This window comes from Mycobacterium persicum, from assembly GCF_002086915.1.
GTDB lineage: Bacteria > Actinomycetota > Actinomycetes > Mycobacteriales > Mycobacteriaceae > Mycobacterium > Mycobacterium persicum.
Genome location: NZ_MWQA01000001.1, coordinates 5,169,506 through 5,189,026 on the forward strand (window position 1 = coordinate 5,169,506; position 19,521 = coordinate 5,189,026).

Below are 19,521 nucleotides of genomic sequence, written 5' to 3' on the forward strand. Positions count from 1 at the left end.
TCGCCGAGGCGCCGCCACCGGGCGGTCATGTCGGTGCTCGTCCGCCTCGGCCGCGGCTGGCCGACCCAGGCGGGCCTGGCAGCCGTGGCCTGGTTGGCAGCTCGCGGGCGCGAATGGCTTGTCGCCGGCGATGCCGCCGAACCGATTGCCGCCGCGCTCGGGTCTCCAAGCCGGGCGGCAGCAGGCGAGTCGGCACCAACGGCACCGCCGCCAACGGAAACAACCCGCACAGCGCCCAGGCCAGCGGATAGGCCGCCGTCGTGATCAGCGCACCGAACAGCGGGGGCCCGGCGGCCGCCATCAGGCGCTGCGTGGTGTTCTGGGTGCCCAGCGCCCGCCCACTCCAATAGGGTCCGGCGAACTCGGTGATTGCCGTTGCCTCCAACCCGTTGTCGAGTACCGCGATCACCGAGATGGCGATCATGAGTAACACGTCATATCGCGAACCGATGTTGTCGGTAAGCGCCAACAGGAACAGGGCCGACGCGGCAGAGACGGCGATAATGCGCACGGGCCGCATGCGTGAGCCGACGTAGTCAGACCAGCGGCCGACCGCGATCCGACCCAGCGCACCCAGCAGCTGCGAAACGGTCACCAAACCGCCGGCCGCCGCGACCGACCAACCGTGATGGTTCATCAGCCAGACCAACATGAACGTCACGGTCACCGTCTGCGGCATCATCAGCAGCGCGGATACCGCGTGGATGCGCCACAACACCGACGACCCCCGATACGGACTGGCCAGCTCCTCGTCAGTGGCGACCTTGCGGGACTTGCGCGGCGCGTCGGCTACTCCGATCAGGCTGGCCACCGCGGCCACCGTGCACGCGACGGCGGGAAACATCAACCCCGCATGGACGCCTTGTTCGGCCAGCTCGGGTATGACCAACGCGCCCAGCGCGATTCCCAGCGGCTGGGCGGTCTGGCGGATTCCCATCGCCAGCCCTCGTTGATGAGGCGGAAACCAGCCCGATACCAGCCGACCGCCGGCGCTGTTGCAGCTGGCGGCCGCCATGCCGCCCAGAAACAGGTAGATGCCCATCAGCGTCAGCGAGTGCACCGACGCGGCGGCATAGGCGGCTGCGGCGGTGAGAGCCGAGCCCACCGTCATCACAATCCGCTCACCCACGCGGTCCAGGACGTAGCCCCACGCCACCAGCGTTGCCACCATGCCCCAGCTGGGCATCGACGCCAACAGACCAGCTTGTGTCAGTGGGGTGCCGCGCGCCGCTTCCAAGCGGGGGATCAGGAAGGCAACGCCGTTGATGAAGAGAAATGAACTCGCCGTCACCAGCAGCGAGACGACCACGATCGACCAGCGTGCAAACAAGCTCAATTCGCCTGGGTCGCTCGGTTGACGCGGCATTGGCTCATGCTCGCACAAGCACGCCAAGCGCGGGTCATTCGCGACTTCAGTGCGCTACCCGGCTTTGTGTGCGGTGAGCAAGAACGCCGACACCTTTAGCCGGTTTTTCGCGTCGACCTCGTAGTCAGCCAACGAGACGCCGGGGATCCGAGATAGCACCTCTGCCAAGTGAACATGGATGAACGCCGGCCGGACCTCGTCGATCTCCCAATACCGCGAAACAGCTTCTCGCAATTCTGATTCGGTAACGAGATTTGGAGGCGCCGCGGGCGCGTCGGGCGGTAGCTCGATGTCGGCCGGGAGCGCGGTCGCGGTCGACACCAGGACATAGTAGGACGCGCCTGGCGCGGCGGCGCGGTGCACTGAGCGGATGTAATGGTCGCGCGAATCGATCGGAAGCGATTCGAACAGGGTGCTGTCGATGATCGTGTTGAAGCGGCCGTCGTAGCCGCGAAGTGACGTTAGGTCATCCTGCACGAACGTGACGGTGCTGAGGCCGCGATCAGTTGCGGCTTGCCTGGCCTTGTCGATCGCGGTGCCAGACACATCGACACCCATGACGGTGTGCCCGAGTGCGGCGAGCGTCAGCGACAGCTCGGCGACCCCACAACCGGCATCGAGTACTTCGCTGCGGATCTTGCCGGCCTGTATCAGTGCCGCGATTTCCGGCTGCGGTTCGCCGATGTTCCACGGCGGCGGTCCCCCGAAGACACCATGCTCGCGGTATGCGGCTTCCCAATCCATCAATTCGCCGTTCACGGCCCGAACCCTAGCCGAGAGGCGCAGCGCGGTAGGACGCCGACGGTCGTTCGCAGCCAGGCTTGTGCGCCAACAATGTTTGGAGATGCCTGGCTTTTCATCGGTGCGATGCGGGTCTGAATCCTCCCATTTTGGCTCATCCGAACGCGCGTTGGTGGATTCGCCAGTCTTGACGGACCGTCCGTCCGATACGTCCGACCGCCCGGCCGCCGCCCGCGGCTGCTAACGACGGGCACGAACTGGTTTCCGGTGAAGCTGGCCAACAGGATATGCGGCCGGGCGGTCTTCCGCGCAGGGCGGGAGCACGCCGACGGGCACTAGGGGTGCCGCGGCCAGTGGGAACAGCCCACACAATGCGAACGCCAATGGATATCCGCCGACCGTGATCATCGCTCCGAATGCCGGCGGGCCGGCCAAGGTCATCAGCCGCTGGGCCGTGTTCTGAACGCCCAGCGCCCGCCCGCTCCAGAACTGTCCGGCGAATTCGGTGATGGCAGTGGCCTCGAGGCCGTTGTCCATCACCGTGATCACCGAGACCAAGACCATGAATGCCACCGCAAGCGGCGAATCGAGCTGATTGGCCAACGACAGCATCAGCAACGTGACGCTGGTGGCGAGCGCGACGATGCGGACCGGGCGCATGCGCGATCCCACACAATCCGACCAGCGGCCGGCCGCAATCCGGGTCAGCGCACCGAATAGTTGAGTGATGGTCACCAGCGCACCCGCAGCTCGCACCGACCACCCGTGGTTGCCGGTCAACCACACCAGCATGAAGGTCACCGTCATCGACTGCGGCATCACCATGAGTGCCGAAATCGCGTGGATCCGCCAGAGCACGGCGCTGCCGCGATAGGGGTTCACGAGTTCGGCTTCGGCGGCCGCGGTCCGTGACTTGCGCGGCGGGTCGTGCGCGATCAGGGCGCCGACCACGGCCGACACCGCGCACCCTGATGCCGGAAACAGCAGTCCCAAGCTTGGACGGTGCTCAGCAAGCCGAGGAATCACCAAGGCGCCCATGGCGATTCCCAACGGTTGCGCCGTCTGGCGAACTCCCATCGCCAGCCCCCGCTGATGCGCCGGAAACCACCCCGCCACCAGGCGGCCGCACGCGGGATTGCAGCTGGCAGCCGCCATCCCGCCCAAGAACAACAGTGCTCCCATCGCCACCAGCGAGTTAACCGATGCCGCGGCAAACGCGCTGACCGCAGTCAGCGCCGCACCCGTGGCGAGTACGGTGCGTTCTCCGATGCGGTCCGCCACATAACCCCAGGCGACCAGCGTGACCACCATGCCCAGGCTCGGCATCGCCGACAGCAGACCCGCCTCGGCCAGTGCGGTTCCCCGCGCGGCTTCCAGTGCGGGAATCATGAACGGAACGGCGTTGATAAAGGAGAACGCACTGGCGGTTACCGTCAGCGCAATCGCGACCATCGACCAGCGCAGCGTTGCGCTGACCGGCTCCGTGGCCATCAAGCCATGCTCGCACAGATGTCATTGCGCGGGTGCCTTCCGTTGTCGAGCAATTTCTCGGAGACCAGCGGGACGGCCCGCAGCGCCCGGCTACGCCGGGCTCGCGCCCGTCGTTAGGCTCATCCGAATGCGCCTTGGTCGAATCGCCAGTCCTGACGGAGTCGCGTTCGTCAGCATCGAGGGTTTACTGGACGACCCGGGGGGGATGACCGTCCGGGAGATTGCGGAACACCCGTTTGGTACGCCGACCTTTACCGGCCGATCCTGGCCGTTGGCCGATGTCCGGCTGCTGGCACCGATACTTGCCAGCAAGGTGGTGTGCGTCGGCAAGAATTACGCCGACCACATCGCCGAAATGGGCGGCCAAACCGGCTCCGCTCCCGCCGACCCGGTCATATTCCTCAAACCCAACACCGCAATCGTCGGTCCCAACGTACCGATTCGGTTGCCCGCCAACGCATCACCGGTTCACTTCGAGGGTGAGCTGGCGATAGTGATCGGCCGGCCGTGCAAGGACGTCCCAGCCGCCCAGGCCGCCGACAACATCCTCGGCTACACCATCGCCAACGACATATCCGCCCGCGATCAGCAGCAGGCCGACGGCCAATGGACCCGGGCGAAAGGCCACGACACATTTTGTCCGGTCGGCCCGTGGATCGTCACTGACGTGAATCCCGCCGACCTCGAACTGCGCACCGAAGTCAACGGTGAAGTCAAACAGCACGCCCGCACGTCGCTGATGATCCACGACATCGGCGCCATCGTGGAATGGATCTCGGCGGTCATGACGTTGCTGCCCGGAGACCTCATTCTCACCGGAACGCCGGCCGGAGTCGGTCCCATCGAAGACGGTGACACCGTCTCCATCACCGTGGAAGGCATCGGCACCCTTACCAATCCCGTAGTGCGCAAAGGAAAGTCGTGACTGCAGCTGCTCCTGAAGAGAAAGCAACCCGCGTTCGGGTCCGATTCTGCCCGTCGCCCACCGGTATTCCCCACGTCGGCATGGTCCGCACCGCGCTGTTCAACTGGGCCTACGCCCGCCACACGGGCGGCACCTTCGTCTTCCGCATCGAGGACACCGACGCCCAGCGCGACAGCGAGGAAAGCTATCTGGCACTGCTCGACGCGTTGCGCTGGCTCGGCCTGAACTGGGACGAGGGGCCCGAGGTCGGCGGACCCTACGGCCCATACCGCCAGTCACAACGCACCGAAATCTACCGCGACATCATCGCCCAGCTGCTCGCGGCAGACGAGGCCTACTACGCCTTTTCGACGCCCGAAGAGGTCGAGGCCCGCCACATCGCCGCCGGGCGCAACCCCAAGTTGGGCTACGACAATTTCGACCGTCACCTGACCGATTCTCAGCGCGCGGCATATCTGGCGGAGGGTCGTCAGCCGGTGGTGCGACTGCGGATGCCCGACACCGATCTCAGCTGGAGCGACTTGGTCCGCGGGCCCACCACATTCGCGGCCGGATCGGTGCCCGACTTCGCGTTGACCCGCGCAAACGGAGATCCGCTGTACACCTTGGTCAACCCGTGCGACGACGCATTGATGAAGATCACGCACGTGCTGCGCGGCGAGGACCTGCTGCCGTCGACGCCGCGACAGCTCGCGCTGTACCAATCCTTGATCCGAATTGGGATAGCCGAACGCGTTCCGGAGTTCGCCCATCTGCCAACGGTATTGGGGGAGGGCACCAAGAAGCTCTCGAAACGCGACCCGCAGTCGAACCTGTTCGCGCACCGCGACCGCGGCTTCATTCCCGAAGGGTTGTTGAATTACCTTGCGCTGCTCGGCTGGTCGATCGCCGACGACCGCGATCTGTTCAGCCTCGACGAGATGGTGGCGGCGTTCGACGTGGCCGACGTGAACTCGAATCCGGCGCGGTTCGACCAGAAGAAGGCCGACGCCCTCAACGCCGAGCACATCCGGATGCTCGACGTCGACGACTTCACCCGCCGGCTCCGCGATTACCTGGACGCGCACGGCCATCGCATTGAGTTGGACGACGCCGCGTTCGCCACTGCCGCCGAGTTGGTGCAGACCCGAATCGTGGTGCTCGGCGACGCGTGGGATCTGCTGAAGTTCCTCAGCGACGACCAATATGCAATCGACCCCAAAGCCGCCGCCAAGGAACTGGGTCCCGACGCGACTCCGGTTCTCGACGCGGCCGTGGCCGCGCTTCAAGGGGTGTCCGACTGGACCGCGGCCCGCATCGAGGAGGCGCTCAAGGCCGCGCTGATCGAAGGCCTGGAGCTCAAACCCCGCAAGGCTTTCGGACCGATCCGAGTGGCCGCCACCGGGACCACGGTCAGCCCGCCGCTGTTCGAGTCATTGGAGTTGCTCGGCCGCGACCGCAGCCTGGCGCGGTTTCGTTCAGCGCGCGGTCGGGTCGCCTAGTTGCGGCGTGGCGCAGAATTGAACCCGGGCGTGCGACCAGCCGGGCTAGTTTTTGGTAGTCTGCACGTCGGCCTACAACGGCTGGCAGCAGCGGTCCGCGGAGACCTGGCTCCGGTTCCCGGAACCCGCTCTGACCAGCGGTTTTAGGCGGCAGATGGGGTATGGTGTAATTGGCAACACAGCTGATTCTGGTTCAGCCATTCTAGGTTCGAGTCCTGGTACCCCAGCAAAGTCCGACTGACACAAAGCGGATGCAGAGTGATTAGGTGGGCTTACCGCGGTGAGCTATGCTGACAGCTCGGATCGGTTCTGGCCCCGTCGTCTAGCGGCCTAGGACGCCGCCCTCTCACGGCGGTAGCGTGGGTTCGAATCCCATCGGGGCTACAAGAGTTACTTTTCAGCCGCACCGGTCCCCAGCACGGCCGGTGCGGTTGAACCGCCCACGGGCATGTGTGGCAGTCCCAGCTTGCGGTGGTCCCACGAGCGGGTGCGGCGACTGACGATGCGGACGCCGACGCGCTTGTTCATCATCTGGTCGACCATGGGCCGCAGTTCGTCGCTGTAGGGCCCGGTGTAGCGCTCCCACACGCTGACTCCGACGCGGAACAGGGCGTCGGGCTCGTCGACGATCTCCGCGACGCCCTCGAAGGACACCCCGCGCAGCGTGTCATAGGTGTCGCCGTCCTCGAGCAGGAAGCTCACCCGAGGATCCCGCTTGAGGTTGACAGCCTTTTGCGACTTTGCCTTGGTTTCCAGCCAGATTTCGCCGTCGACCACCGCGTACCACATGGCCGTCAGGTGCGGCTGGCCATCCGGACTGATGGTGGCCAGCGTGCCGGTGCGGCTCTTGTTGACGAAGTCGGCGATTTCTGCCTCGGTCATAACGATCTGCGCGCGCTGGTTGGTTCCCATGGCGTCAGTGTGTCAGGTGGTCGTGACGCCCACGCGGCGGCGTCAGCCGGTCGGGCGGGCGCCCAGGGGGCAAGGCCCCCAAGAGTTGACCCGTAATTGCTTGTGGGTTTTGAGGTTCCAGAGTCCTGTGATGATCTGGAGGTTCTGGTTGATGGCGTTGCCGTGGCGGCGGCACTGTCGAAGGATCTGCCAGTCTTGGAGTCTGGCGATGACATGTTCGACGCGGGCTCTGATTTTGCGGTGCGCTCGGTAGGTGTCGTCGCGGATGATGAGTCCGGTGTTGTCGCGTGCTGGGCTGTTGATCGTGGTGATGCCGCGGCATCTGCCGTCGCCGAGGGTCTCGTGGTTGCCGAGCAGATGTGCGACGGTGGCGCGGGCGACGATGACGTCGTTGCGGTTGCCGGGCCAGCAGCGCCCGACCGCAACAACGCTGCGCCGGTGCGCGCAGATGATGATTTGGGTGTTGACGCTGCGGCGGTAGTTTTTGCTGATTGCGGTGATCGACTGGTCGTGTACTGGGATCAGGGTGCCGTCGATGATCCGCGGGTGGGTGCTGGTGTTAGGCGCGGGGCGCAGCGCGTTGGCCAGCACCGGTACCAGGTGGTGGATGGTCCGGTCCACCGTCGATTGGCTGGTGTGAAACAGCGCGGCCAGCGCCCGGGTGGTCAGGTTGGTGCGCAAGTGGGTCAGCACCAACAGGACCCGCACCGCCGGCGGCAGACTCCAGGGGCGGCCCGGCGCTGGAGGCAGCTTTTGCTGGGCCACGGTGCACACGGTCTGTACCTGGCGCTTACGGGTTAACTCTTAGAGCCGGCGAGTGATCTCCTCGGCCGCCGCCAACAGGTCGGCGGCCCAACGCGAGCCCGGGCGCCGCCCCATGCGGTCGACGGGGCCGGAAACCGAGATGGCGGCGACCACCATGCCGCGGCGGTCGCGCACCGGCGCCGAAACGCTGGCCACCCCAGGTTCCCGTTCGGCCACGCTTTGCGCCCAACCCCGCCGACGCACTTCGGCCAGCACCCGTGCGCCGAATTTCGCATTCGGCAACACCGCCTGTTGGATCGCCGCGTCACTGTGGGCCAGCAGCACTTTGGCCCCCGAGCCGGCCGTCATCGGCAATCTTGCTCCAACCGGGACCGTATCGCGAAGGCCCGCAGCCGGTTCCAGCGCAGCCACGCAAACCCGCGTCGTACCCTCGCGCCGATACAACTGCACGCTCTCGCCGGTGGTCTCCCGCAATTTCGGCAGCACCGCGTTGCTTGCGGCGAGCAGCGAATCGTTGACTTGGGCCGCGAGTTCGGACACCGCGGGACCAAGGCGCCACCGGCCTTCCTCGTCGCGCCCCAGCAGGCGATGCACCTCGAGAGCGGCTGCCAGCCGATATGCGGTTGCCCTCGGCAGGCCGGTTCGGTCACAGAGTTCGGCCAGGCCGCACGGAGATTCCGCGATCGCGTGCAGCAGACCCACGGCTTTGTCGAGCACCCCGATGCCGCTATGCTGTCTCACATCAAGATACTAGCGTCTCACATTCTGAGATCAAAGCCTGGTGGTTCAGTGAGCCGCTATTGAGTGAATCGAGGCAATCCGAGATGGCAGTTCAGACTCGCAGGCCCCGCACGTTGGCGGAGAAGGTTTGGGACGACCACATCGTGGTGTCCGGTGGCGCCGCTGAACAAGGAGACGGGCCGGACTTGATCTACATCGATCTGCATCTGGTGCACGAGGTCACCAGCCCGCAGGCGTTCGACGGTTTACGGCTGGCCGGTCGCCGAGTGCGCCGTCCCGACCTGACCATTGCCACCGAGGACCACAACGTGCCCACCGTCGACATCGACAAGCCGATCGCCGACCCGGTCTCGCGCACCCAGGTGGAGACGTTGCGGCGCAACTGCGCCGAATTCGGTATCCGCCTGCATCCGATGGGCGACATCGAGCAGGGCATCGTGCACGTCGTCGGACCGCAATTGGGACTCACCCAACCGGGAATGACGATCGTCTGCGGTGATAGTCATACCTCGACCCACGGCGCATTCGGCGCATTGGCAATGGGTATCGGCACATCCGAAGTCGAGCACGTGCTGGCAACTCAGACACTGCCGCTGCGGCCGTTCAAGACCATGGCCGTCAACGTCGAAGGGCACCTGCCGCCGGGCGTATCGGCCAAGGACATCATCTTGGCGCTGATCGCCAAGATCGGCACCGGCGGCGGACAGGGTCATGTCATCGAATACCGGGGAGCCGCCATCGAATCGCTGTCCATGGAAGCTCGCATGACGATCTGCAACATGAGCATCGAAGCCGGTGCCCGAGCCGGCATGGTGGCACCGGACGAAACCACCTACGAGTTCTTGCGCGGGCGTCCGCACGCGCCAACCGGTGACCGGTGGGACGCCGCTGTGGCCTATTGGCGACAATTGCGGACCGACCCCGGGGCCGTCTTCGATACCGAGGTGTACCTCGATGCCACCACGTTGAGTCCCTATGTCACCTGGGGAACCAACCCCGGACAGGGAGTGCCGCTGGCCGGCGCGGTGCCCGACCCGGAGCTGATGACCGATGACGCCGAGCGCCAGGCTGCTGAGAAAGCGTTGGCCTATATGGACCTTCGGCCCGGAACGGCAATGCGCGACATCGCCGTCGACGCCGTGTTCGTCGGGTCGTGTACCAACGGCCGCATCGAAGACCTGCGGGTGGTGGCCGATGTCTTGCGCGGCCGCAAGGTGGCGTCGGGCGTGCGGATGCTCGTCGTTCCGGGGTCCATGCGGGTTCGCGCGCAGGCCGAAGCGGAAGGCTTGGGTGAGATCTTTACCGCCGCAGGCGCCGAATGGCGGCAGGCGGGATGCTCGATGTGCCTGGGAATGAATCCCGATCAGCTCGCTCCCGGGGAGCGCTGCGCCGCGACGTCCAACCGCAACTTCGAAGGGCGACAGGGAAAAGGGGGCCGTACGCATTTGGTTTCACCGGCCGTTGCCGCCGCGACCGCTGTTCGCGGCACCCTTTCCGCGCCGGCCGATTTGAATTGAACTCAACGGGTTAGGGGAAGAGCATGGAAGCCTTTCACACTCACACCGGCATTGGTGTGCCGCTGCGACGGTCCAATGTCGATACCGACCAGATCATCCCCGCGGTCTTCCTGAAGCGCGTCACCCGAACCGGTTTCGAAGACGGCTTGTTCGCGAGTTGGCGGTCGGATCCGTCGTTCGTGCTGAACCTCAGCCCCTTTGACCGCGGCTCGGTCCTGGTCGCCGGGCCGGACTTCGGCACGGGATCCTCGCGAGAGCATGCGGTCTGGGCGCTGATGGACTTCGGATTCCGGGTGGTTATCTCGTCTCGGTTCGGTGACATTTTCCGCGGCAACGCCGGCAAGGCGGGGCTGCTGGCGGCCGAAGTCGACCAAGACGGCGTTGAACTTCTCTGGAAGCTCATCGAGCAGTGTCCCGGGTTGGAAATCACTGTCAATCTTCAAGATCGAAATATCACCGCCGGAACAGTGGTGCTGCCGTTCAAGATTGACGACCACACCGCGTGGCGACTGCTTGAAGGCCTTGACGATATCGCCCTTACGCTGCGAAAACTCGACGAAATCGAGTCTTATGAAGCGGCCTACCCGGCGTGGAAACCGCGCACCCTGCCCGGCTTGTGAAGGACCCATCGATGTGGAATTTCGCCTGCCGCAAGTCTGGGTAAGGCGGGCAAGCCGGGTTCAATTGGAGGCCGCGCCACCGGTCAAGGGCGGCAATCGGATTGCGAAAATTGCCGTTCCAGGGTCCCGAAATTGCGCGTGGCTCTTGGCAATTTGCCAGGTGAGGGTTTACCGTGTCCACTAGTCGGTTCCATTAACGAGGACCACTAGCTTCGGAGGGTTGGATGAACAAAGCAGAGCTCATTGACGTGCTCACACAGAAATTGGGCTCGGACCGTCGCCAGGCGACCGCCGCCGTCGAGAATGTCGTCGACACCATTGTGCGCGCCGTGCACAAGGGCGACAGCGTAACCATTACCGGATTCGGCGTCTTCGAACAGCGCCGCCGCGCGGCCCGTGTGGCTCGCAATCCCCGGACCGGCGAGACGGTAAAGGTGAAGCCGACTTCTGTCCCGGCGTTCCGGCCCGGTGCCCAATTCAAAGCGGTTGTGGCTGGCGCACAAAAGCTCCCGGCGGAAGGTCCCGCCGTGAAGCGTGGCGTGGGGACGAGTGCCGCCAAGAAGGCGGCAAAGAAGGCGCCCGCGCGCAAGGCTGCGACCAAGGCGCCCGCCAAGAAGGCCGCGACCAAGGCGCCCGCCAAGAAGGCCGCGACCAAGGCGCCCGCCAAGAAGGCCGCGACCAAGGCGCCCGCCAAGGCGACCAAGGCAACGGTGAAGAAGACCGCCGCCAAGGCGCCGGTGCGCAAGGCGGCCACCAAGGCCCCGGCCAAGAAGGCCGCGGCGAAGCGGCCGGCCACCAAGGCGCCGGCCAAGAAGGCGACGAGCACCAGGCGCGGTCGCAAGTAAGCAAGTAACTCGGTACACCGCCGATACCCTTTGGGTGGCAACGATGCCGCCCAAAGGGTATCTGTGCGTCAGGCCCGCACGTTGGCGGCCAGCGCGCCGCCGATATGGTCGGCCGCAACGAGCCGCCCGCGGGACAGCGACAGCACCCAGGTGCTGCCTTTGTGGTTGCGGGATTTGTCCGGGCGCACGCCGTCGCGCTCGCACCACCATGCGATGAGATCCGGAATTACCTTGCCCTGCGTGCAGATCACCGGCGTGCCCGGCTGTGCGGCGATTCGCAGCACCCGATGCCGGCCCCGTTTGGGGTTCTTGGCGTAGGCCTCCTCGGTGAGGGCGCGTTCGTTGTGAATGCTCACACCCAGTTCCTCGGCGAGCGGCTGGACGGTCTGATGACAGCGCAGCCGGTCGGCGGCGTACACGGTAGTGGCGCCGAAGGCCAGTAACTGCCCGACAAGCGCCTCCGCCTGCGCACGTCCCTTTTTGTCCAGTGGTCGTTTGGTGTCGTCGCCGCGGAAGCGGGACTTGCTGCCGGCGGTACCGTGCCGGACCACCAGCACCGTCTTGGTGTCCGCCGGCTGTTTGGCGAACCGGGCCAAGACCTTTCGATCCTGTGCATAGTCGAGCCGCTCCATGGCGCCGGCGATCGGCAGCCAGACCAGATCGTCCACCTCGGCACCGGCTGCGAATTCCCCGCCGACGCGGTGCGCAGCCCAGTAGTAGACCTTCTTGACGCCTTGGTCGACGGGGTAACTCGTCATGACGAGGCGCCGGCCCAGGTGCGCCCGCTGACCGGTCTCCTCGAACACCTCGCGCACCGCCGCCACCGCCGCGGTTTCCCCGGGATCCACTTTGCCCTTCGGTAGCGACCAGTCGTCGTAACGGGGACGGTGGATCACGGCAATCTCGACTGCTCCCTTGCCCTTTCCCGGACGCCACAACACCGCGCCGGCGGCATGCACGATCCTGCCCTGCGCGGACCGGCGGGCGGACGTGCTGGGGATCGACACGTTAACTCCTGCAGGTCAATTCGGCCTGGGCCGCTCGCGGTCGTGGAAGGGCACATCAGCGGGAGTCCCCCGGTGTCAGGGACTGCGGTGCCGCTCCATCAGCGATACCTGGTGGTCGCGCACACTGTGGCCATCCTGGGGCGCCGCCGTCCATTGTCCGTCCGGGCCCAGCTCCCAACAGCGGGTGGCCGGGTCCAGCGCGGACTCGAACAAATCATCCAGCTGTGCGGTCAGCCTCGGATCCTTGACCTGAGCCATCACCTCAACACGCCGGTCGAGATTGCGGTGCATCATGTCGGCGCTGCCGATCCAGAACTCGTCGATGGCGCGGAAATGCAGGATTCGCGAGTGCTCCAGGAAGCGGCCGAGAATGGAACGGACGGTGACGTTTTCCGAGAAACCTTCGGCGCCGGGGCGTAACGCGCAGATGCCACGCACTACCACCTCGGTGGGCACTCCCGCCCGCGATGCGCGGTAGAGCGCGTCGATGACCTGTTCGTCGACAAGGGCGTTCATCTTGAGCCGGATACGTCCGTTACCGCTTTCCCGGTGTGCGGCCACCTCCCGCTCGACGCGCTCGATGATGCCGGTGCGAATCCCGTGCGGAGCCACCAACAGATTCCGGTAGGAGACCTTGCGTGAGTAACCGGTCAGCGAATTGAACAAGTCGGTCAGGTCGGCTCCGATATCGGGCGCGGCCGTCAACAGGCCGACGTCCTCGTACAGCCGGGCGGTCTTGCTGTTGTAATTGCCGGTCCCCACATGGCAGTACCGTCGGATCAACGGGCCCTCGCGGCGGACGACCAACGCGGTCTTGCAGTGGGTCTTGAGTCCGACGATCCCGTAGGCCACATGCACGCCGGCCTGCTCGAGTTGTCGTGCCCACCGAATGTTGGCTTGCTCGTCGAAGCGGGCCTTGATCTCGACCAGCGCGACGACCTGCTTGCCCGCTTCGGCCGCGTCGATCAACGCCCGGACGATCGGGGAATCCCCGGAGGTGCGGTACAGCGTCTGCTTGATCGCCAGCACGTCGGGATCAGCGGCGGCCTGCTCGATAAACCGCTGCACGCTGGTGGAGAACGAATCATAGGGATGGTGCACCAGCACGTCGCCCTCACGCAGCGTCGCGAAGATGCTCTTGGGTGTTTCCCGCTCGGCGAACGCGGGATGGGTGGCCGGAACGAATGTCCGGTCTTTGAGCGCCGGACGGTCCAGGCCGTAAATCTGCCACAACGACGACAGGTCCAGTAGCCCCGGTACCTCGATGACGTCACCGGGATGGACGTCGAGCTCGCGCAGCAGCAACTCCAGCATGCCTTCGGTCATGTCGTCGGCGACTTCGAGCCGCACCGGCGATCCGAACCGGCGGCGCGCCAGTTCGCGTTCGAGCGCCTGCAGAAGATCTTCGTCGCGGTCCTCTTCGACCTCGAAGTCGGCGTTGCGGGTGATCCGGAACGCGTGATGCTCGACGATCTCCATTCCCGGGAACAACACCGGAAGAAAGGCCGCGATGAGTTCCTCCACCGGTAGGAACCGGTGCACCGTTTGACCTTCGCCGCTTTCGCCATCGCTATGGCCGACCAACTCGACAAAGCGGTCGACGTTGTCGGGCACCTTGACCCGGGCGAAGTGTTGACCGCCGTCGTCGGGTTGGCGCACGGTGACCGCCAGGTTCAGGCTGAGCCCGCTGACGAACGGGAACGGGTGCGCGGGGTCCACGGCCAGCGGGGTCAGGACGGGGAAGACCTGCTCGTTGAAGTAGATCGACAGTTGCTCGCGCTCAGTCTCATTCAGATCGGCCCAGGTGATGATGTAGATACCCTCTTCACCGAGCGCCGGCAGCACCGAATCGAGGAACACCCGCGCGTGCCGGCCGGCGATCTGCTGGGTCTGCTCGCCGATGCGGCCCAGCTGCTCACGCGGTGTCAGACCGTCGGCGGAACGCACCGAGAGCCCCATTTCGTCGCGGCGTTTGAGACCGGCCACCCGAACCATGTAGAACTCGTCGAGGTTGGACGCGAAGATCGCCAAGAACTTTGCTCGCTCCAATAACGGCATGGAGTTGTCGGCGGCAAGCGCCAGCACCCGAGCATTGAAATCCAGCCAGCTCAGCTCGCGGTTGAGGTAGCGGTCTTCGGGCAGCTGGTCGGTGATCGCCGCGGGTGTCGCAGCCGGGGGTGCCGTCAATGCCGAGTCGCCTGGATGCCATGCGCCTTCGTCCGGCTGCGCCTCCGTGATTGGACTGGTTTCGGTTTCGGTCACCCAGCGATCATTGCTTATCACCCGGTGACGTTGCCAGCACCCGGTCGACATCAATCTGCCGTTGGTGTGCCGTTCACCTTCGGACAGGCTCGGGCCGGGCTATCGGTGACCGATGGCTCGCGCGGTCGCCGGCCCGACGCCCAGGCGGCGCGCGGCCGCCAGGTCCGCCGGTGTGTCGACATCGCACCGCAGACCGGGCCAGGCTCCGGTGAGCTCGACCGCACCTGAACGGCGGTGCCGCGCCGACGAATCCGCCCCGAACCGCGGGTCGAGTGCGGCGCCGAAGGCACACAGCGCGGCCGTTCCCGTTCCGCACCGGTCGGCGACGAAGCTGCGCTGATGCTGGCGTGCCGCAGCGATCGCCTCGGCAAGCTCCTGCGGCTGTAGTGCCGGCAAATCACCTTGCAGCACAACAAGATTCGCTAACGATCCGGCCATCGTGCGTTCGGCGACGGCGATGGCGTTGTTGAGCGGGTCGGCGTCGTCTTGCGGCGTCGGGTCGGCCAGCACCTCGGCGCCGAGCCGGGCGGCCGCAGCCGCGGCAGCGTCGTCGGGCGTGATGACGGTGATCGAGCGCAATGCGCGCACGCGAGCCGCCGCGGTCACTGTGTCGACCAGCATGGCCAGTACCACATTTTCCCGTGTCCGCGCCGAGAACACCGGGGCCAGCCGGGTCTTGGCGGCCGCCAACCGCTTGACGGCGATGATCAAGCCGACATCACCGTTACCGTCGGCCTGTGTGCCGCTCATAGAGGTCATCCTGCCAGCGCCGGTTTCCGGGTGAACGGCGAGCGTCGGGCTGAACATGGCGGCGGCCAGCTGCCGGGTCTACTGTGTAGCGGCTACAGCTGCCATAACGGACAACAAGGGGGTGTGGGCGGATGGCCGGCACGGGAACCGTTGCGGTGATGGGGGCCGGCGCGTGGGGCACCGCGCTGGCCAAGGTGCTGGCCGACGCCGGTGGTGAGGTCATCCTGTGGGCTCGACGAGCCGACGTCGCCGAGCAGATCAACAGCACCCGGTACAACCCTGACTATCTGCCCGGCACGTCGCTGCCGCCCGGCATCCGCGCCACCCCCGACGCCGAGGAGGCACTCAGCGGCGCAGCCACGGTCCTGCTGGGCGTTCCGGCGCAGACGCTGCGCGACAACCTGGAGCGGTGGGCCGGCTTGTTGCCCGTGGACGCGACCCTGGTCAGTCTGGCCAAGGGCATCGAACTCGGCACCCTGATGCGGATGAGCCAGGTGATCACCTCGGTGACCGGAGTAGACCCGGCACACGTCGCGGTGATCTCCGGGCCCAACCTGGCCAGCGAGATCGCCGAGTGTCAGCCGGCGGCCACCGTCGTCGCGTGCAGCGACTCCGGCCGGGCGGTCGCTCTGCAGCGTGCGCTGAACAGTGGCTACTTTCGTCCGTACACCAACAGCGATGTCATCGGCACCGAGATCGGTGGCGCCTGCAAGAACGTCATCGCGCTGGCGTGCGGGATGGCCGTCGGCGTCGGGTTGGGCGAAAACACCGCGGCGGCCATCATCACCCGCGGGCTGGCCGAAATCATGCGGCTCGGCATCGCGCTGGGCGCCAAAGGCGCGACACTGGCCGGGCTGGCCGGGGTGGGGGACCTGGTGGCCACCTGCACCTCACCGCATTCCCGCAATCGGTCCTTCGGCGAGCGACTGGGCCGGGGCGAGACCATGGAATCGGCGTTGCAGCACCGCGACGGCCATGTCGTCGAGGGGGTCACCTCGTGTGAGGCGGTGCTGGCGCTTGCGTCCAGCTACGACGTCGAGATGCCGCTGACCGACGCCGTGCACCAGGTGTGCCATAAGGGACTGTCGGTGAACGAGGCGATAGCGCTGTTGTTGGGGCGCAGCACCAAACCCGAGTAAGCAGGCTGCCACATGTCGTCGAGCCGGTAATTACGCAGGCCATTACTCGAACTTCCGCTGCGGACTTACAGGCTCGGCGTATCGTCATCGAGCACGCGGAGGGCGGGAGCCGGCAGTCCTAGCGTCGCACCCGGTAGCCTCTGAAGGTTGTGAGTGCCAGCGACCGGCGTGCCCGGGTTGCCGTCGTGTTCGGCGGCCGCAGCAACGAGCACGCCATCTCCTGCGTGTCGGCGGGCAGCATCCTGCGCAACCTCGACCCGCAGCGGTTCGAGGTGATCGCGATCGGTATCACGCCGCAAGGCTCGTGGGTGCTCACCGACGGCAACCCCGACGCCCTGGCCATCACCAACCGGCAACTGCCCGCGGTCAACTCCCAATCGGGCACATTGCTGGCGTTGCCGGCCGACCCGCAGTGGGGCGGCCGACTGGTGTCATTGCCCCCGGGCGCCGGTGAGGTGTTGGCCTCCGTCGACGTGGTGTTCCCGGTGCTGCACGGTCCCTACGGGGAGGATGGCACCATCCAGGGACTGCTCGAGCTTGCCGGCGTGCCCTACGTCGGGGCCGGGGTGCTGGCCAGTGCAGCCGGCATGGACAAGGAATTCACCAAGAAGCTGCTGGCCGCTGACGGGCTTCCGGTCGGGCCGCACGCGGTGCTGCGTCCGTCGCGGCCGGCATTGAGTCTCGACGAATGCGAGCGGCTGGGGCTGCCGGCGTACGTCAAACCCGCGCGCGGCGGCTCATCGATCGGGGTCAGCCGGGTGTCGAGCTGGGATGAGCTGCCCGCCGCGGTCGCCGAGGCGCGCCGTCACGATCCGAAGGTGATCGTCGAGGCCGCCGTCAACGGCCGTGAGCTGGAATGCGGTGTGCTCGAGTTCCCGGACGGCACGGTGCGGGCCAGCACTCTGGGGGAGATCCGGGTGGCCGGGGTGCGCGGACGCGAGGACGCCTTTTATGACTTCGCGACCAAGTATCTCGACGACGCCGCCGAGCTGGATGTGCCCGCCAAGGTCGACGACGACGTCGCCGATGCGGTGCGCGACCTGGCGATCCGAGCGTTTCACGCCATCGACTGCCAGGGCCTGGCCCGGGTGGACTTCTTCCTCACCGAGGAGGGCCCGGTGATCAACGAGATCAACACCATGCCGGGTTTCACCACAATCTCGATGTACCCCCGGATGTGGGCGGCCAGCGGCGTCGACTATCCCACGCTGCTGGCAACCATGGTGGAGACGGCGCTGGCCCGGGGAGTGGGCCTGCGTTAACCGGTTGCCGCCGGGTCGATCGGCACCGCCGCGATGGTGCGGTCGATGACCTCGGACAGCTCCTGGATCGGGGTCGGCCCCGACCCTGCCGGCAGCGTCAGCGCGACGTATACCGGACGGTCGACGGTGTACCAGGTGGACCGGCCGTCGGATGAGGTGTCGTCGGTCGCCCGGAACCACTGCACCCGGTCGACGATCTGGATCGGCGCGCCCACGACGAAGTCGGCGGGGCGATCGAGGCCGCACCGCATGATGACCGGCTCGCGGGAGGGCCCGGAGCTCCAGGCGCTCGCGCCTTCCGGGGCCGGTTGCGCAATCGTCACTCGCTGATAGTCACCCAGGTGCTGAGGCAGCGCTGCCGTCAGCGCATGGCAGGCCGGACTGCCGGCGTGGGGGGCCGGCACGGCCGCAACGGTGACGGGTTGTTGGCGGGGGTGGCGAGTCGCCGCGATCACCAGGATCACCCCGACCGCCGCCACGGCCAGTACCACAGCCGCAATGATCAGGATGCGTGGCGGACCGTCTGCGTCGGCGCCGGGGTTGGGAAGGGCGTCGCCCGTCACCTCGCCGGCCACCTCCGACTCACCTTGACCGCCCGGCTGTCGCAGGGCCACCGACGTCCCGCCCGGATGTTCGGGTCGCCCGAGCTCATAGACTAACGCGGTCCACCCGGGCGGGCAGAGGACCCGGGTGAGACGTCCCGCAGGAGGTGGCGTGCGCGAGGACTTATCGGGGGAAGCGTCGGAGCAGTCTCCGACGCTGCAACAGCTCGGGGAGTTCGCCGTGATCGACCGGTTGGTGGCCGGTCGCCGTCAGCCTGCCGTCGTCGAGCTCGGGCCCGGCGACGACGCCGCCGTGGTCGCCGCCCGCGACGGCCGCGTCGTGATGTCGACCGACATGCTGGTGCAGGACCGGCATTTTCGGCTGGACTGGTCGACACCCCACGACGTAGGCCGCAAGGCGATAGCCCAGAACGCTGCCGACATCGCGGCCATGGGCGCGCGCTGCACCGCGTTCGTGGTGAGCTTCGGGGCGCCCACCGACACACCCGCGGCCCAGGTGAGCGCCCTGGTCGACGGGATGTGGGACGAGGCGGACCGAATCGGAGCCGGCATCGTCGGAGGCGATCTGGTTCGCTGCCCGCAGTGGGTGGTGTCGGTGACGGTGCTGGGCGACCTCGAGGGACGCGCACCGGTGCGGCGCCGCGGCGCCACACCCGGCTCGGTCGTCGCGGTGGCCGGCGACTTGGGCCGCTCGGCCGCCGGATATCAATTGTGGCACAACGGGATTGACGGATTAGACGAGCTGCGGCGGCGTCATCTGGTGCCGCAGCCGCCGTATCGGCAGGGCGTGGCGGCCGCCGTCGCGGGGGCTCAGGCCATGATCGACATCTCCGACGGCCTGGTCGCCGATCTGCGCCATGTCGCGCAGGCGTCGGAGGTCGGTATCGACGTGTCGACCGCGGCCCTGGCTGCCGACCACGCCGCGTTGACCGCGGCCGCCGACGCCGTGAGCGCCGATCCGTGGCACTGGGTGCTCGGTGGCGGCGAAGACCACGCCCTGGCGGCGTGTTTCGCCGGCGCGGTGCCGGCCGGCTGGCGCGTCATCGGGCAGGTGGTCGACGGTCCGCCCCGGGTGCTGGTCGACGGCAACGACTGGGGCGGATATGCGGGTTGGCAGTCGTTCGATTGAGTTCG

General features: G+C 66.6%; 18 protein-coding genes and 2 tRNA genes. 10 read left to right on the top strand and 10 right to left on the bottom strand.

The genetic code is table 11. The features are described 5' to 3' along the window. Positions 1-25: 25 nt before the first annotated feature. The 3 genes from B4U45_RS23605 to B4U45_RS23615 form a co-directional block, all read right to left on the bottom strand. Positions 26-1,366 carry an MFS transporter gene (locus tag B4U45_RS23605; protein WP_075545390.1) on the bottom strand — a complete coding sequence of 447 codons (1,341 nt, stop codon included), beginning with the start codon at positions 1,364-1,366 and terminating at the stop codon, positions 26-28. A 54-nt stretch (positions 1,367-1,420) separates the two neighbouring features. Further along, on the bottom strand, positions 1,421-2,125 hold the full coding sequence (locus B4U45_RS23610; RefSeq protein ID WP_232336949.1) for a class I SAM-dependent methyltransferase: 705 nt from the start codon (positions 2,123-2,125) through the stop codon (positions 1,421-1,423). Between the two features lie 222 nt (positions 2,126-2,347). After that, positions 2,348-3,598, bottom strand: a complete 1,251-nt coding sequence (locus tag B4U45_RS23615; RefSeq protein ID WP_075545389.1) for an MFS transporter — start codon at positions 3,596-3,598, stop codon at positions 2,348-2,350. 127 nt (positions 3,599-3,725) lie between these two features. Here B4U45_RS23615 and B4U45_RS23620 point away from each other — a divergent pair, with 127 nt between their 5' ends. The 4 genes from B4U45_RS23620 to B4U45_RS23635 all read left to right on the top strand — a co-directional run bounded on the left by B4U45_RS23620 (position 3,726) and on the right by B4U45_RS23635 (position 6,388). Further along, positions 3,726-4,523: a fumarylacetoacetate hydrolase family protein gene (locus B4U45_RS23620; RefSeq protein ID WP_075545388.1), complete on the top strand. Its 798-nt coding sequence runs from the start codon at positions 3,726-3,728 to the stop codon at positions 4,521-4,523. Then, entirely contained in the window at positions 4,520-6,004 is a 1,485-nt protein-coding gene (gene gltX, locus B4U45_RS23625) for a glutamate--tRNA ligase (protein ID WP_082275206.1), read from the top strand. The genes B4U45_RS23620 and gltX overlap by 4 nt, the downstream gene beginning before the upstream one ends. Positions 6,005-6,159: 155 nt before the next feature. Next, positions 6,160-6,231, top strand: a tRNA-Gln gene (locus B4U45_RS23630). Between the two features lie 84 nt (positions 6,232-6,315). After that, positions 6,316-6,388: transfer RNA gene (locus tag B4U45_RS23635), tRNA-Glu, on the top strand. A 6-nt stretch (positions 6,389-6,394) separates the two neighbouring features. Here the strand turns inward: B4U45_RS23635 and B4U45_RS23640 are convergent. From B4U45_RS23640 to B4U45_RS23650, 3 genes are read right to left on the bottom strand one after another with little or no spacing between them, the layout of a single operon-like run. Next, positions 6,395-6,916: a PPOX class F420-dependent oxidoreductase gene (locus B4U45_RS23640; protein WP_075545386.1), complete on the bottom strand. Its 522-nt coding sequence runs from the start codon at positions 6,914-6,916 to the stop codon at positions 6,395-6,397. 42 nt (positions 6,917-6,958) lie between these two features. After that, complete coding sequence (locus B4U45_RS23645; protein WP_158006293.1) at positions 6,959-7,681, bottom strand: transposase family protein; 723 nt, start codon at positions 7,679-7,681, stop codon at positions 6,959-6,961. Positions 7,682-7,720: 39 nt separating this feature from the next. Next, a complete protein-coding gene (locus tag B4U45_RS23650; RefSeq protein WP_075545384.1) occupies positions 7,721-8,422 on the bottom strand; it encodes an IclR family transcriptional regulator in 702 nt (233 codons plus the stop codon). A gap of 83 nt (positions 8,423-8,505) precedes the next feature. Between B4U45_RS23650 and leuC the strand changes: the two genes are divergently transcribed. From leuC to B4U45_RS23665, 3 genes are all read left to right on the top strand, one after another. Further along, entirely contained in the window at positions 8,506-9,939 is a 1,434-nt protein-coding gene (leuC, locus tag B4U45_RS23655) for a 3-isopropylmalate dehydratase large subunit (protein WP_075545383.1), read from the top strand. A 23-nt stretch (positions 9,940-9,962) separates the two neighbouring features. Further along, positions 9,963-10,559 carry a 3-isopropylmalate dehydratase small subunit gene (gene leuD, locus B4U45_RS23660; RefSeq protein WP_075545382.1) on the top strand — a complete coding sequence of 199 codons (597 nt, stop codon included), beginning with the start codon at positions 9,963-9,965 and terminating at the stop codon, positions 10,557-10,559. Positions 10,560-10,783: 224 nt separating this feature from the next. Next, positions 10,784-11,404, top strand: a complete 621-nt coding sequence (locus tag B4U45_RS23665) for an HU family DNA-binding protein (protein WP_075545381.1) — start codon at positions 10,784-10,786, stop codon at positions 11,402-11,404. A 68-nt stretch (positions 11,405-11,472) separates the two neighbouring features. On the opposite strand, the gene mutT1 is transcribed toward B4U45_RS23665, so the two are convergent. The 3 genes from mutT1 to cofC all read right to left on the bottom strand — a co-directional run bounded on the left by mutT1 (position 11,473) and on the right by cofC (position 15,423). Then, positions 11,473-12,411, bottom strand: coding sequence for an 8-oxo-(d)GTP phosphatase MutT1 (mutT1, locus tag B4U45_RS23670; protein WP_075545380.1), 939 nt, complete (start codon positions 12,409-12,411; stop codon positions 11,473-11,475). A gap of 75 nt (positions 12,412-12,486) precedes the next feature. Then, positions 12,487-14,694 carry an RNA degradosome polyphosphate kinase gene (locus B4U45_RS23675; RefSeq protein ID WP_075545379.1) on the bottom strand — a complete coding sequence of 736 codons (2,208 nt, stop codon included), beginning with the start codon at positions 14,692-14,694 and terminating at the stop codon, positions 12,487-12,489. A gap of 78 nt (positions 14,695-14,772) precedes the next feature. Beyond that, positions 14,773-15,423, bottom strand: coding sequence for a 2-phospho-L-lactate guanylyltransferase (gene cofC, locus B4U45_RS23680; protein WP_083044038.1), 651 nt, complete (start codon positions 15,421-15,423; stop codon positions 14,773-14,775). A 131-nt stretch (positions 15,424-15,554) separates the two neighbouring features. On the opposite strand from cofC, the gene B4U45_RS23685 reads away from it, so the two are divergent. Next, positions 15,555-16,562 (top strand): NAD(P)H-dependent glycerol-3-phosphate dehydrogenase, encoded by a 1,008-nt coding sequence (locus B4U45_RS23685; protein ID WP_075545377.1) that lies wholly within the window; start codon positions 15,555-15,557, stop codon positions 16,560-16,562. Positions 16,563-16,711: 149 nt separating this feature from the next. Then, the gene (locus B4U45_RS23690; protein ID WP_075545376.1) at positions 16,712-17,824 is read left to right on the top strand and encodes a D-alanine--D-alanine ligase family protein; all 1,113 of its coding nucleotides are present in this window, start codon (positions 16,712-16,714) and stop codon (positions 17,822-17,824) included. Here the strand turns inward: B4U45_RS23690 and B4U45_RS23695 are convergent. Beyond that, positions 17,821-18,387, bottom strand: a complete 567-nt coding sequence (locus B4U45_RS23695; protein ID WP_075545403.1) for a DUF3515 domain-containing protein — start codon at positions 18,385-18,387, stop codon at positions 17,821-17,823. The genes B4U45_RS23690 and B4U45_RS23695 overlap by 4 nt on opposite strands. Positions 18,388-18,538: 151 nt before the next feature. Between B4U45_RS23695 and B4U45_RS23700 the strand changes: the two genes are divergently transcribed. Further along, complete coding sequence (locus B4U45_RS23700) at positions 18,539-19,516, top strand: thiamine-phosphate kinase (protein WP_075545375.1); 978 nt, start codon at positions 18,539-18,541, stop codon at positions 19,514-19,516. Positions 19,517-19,521: the final 5 nt, after the last annotated feature.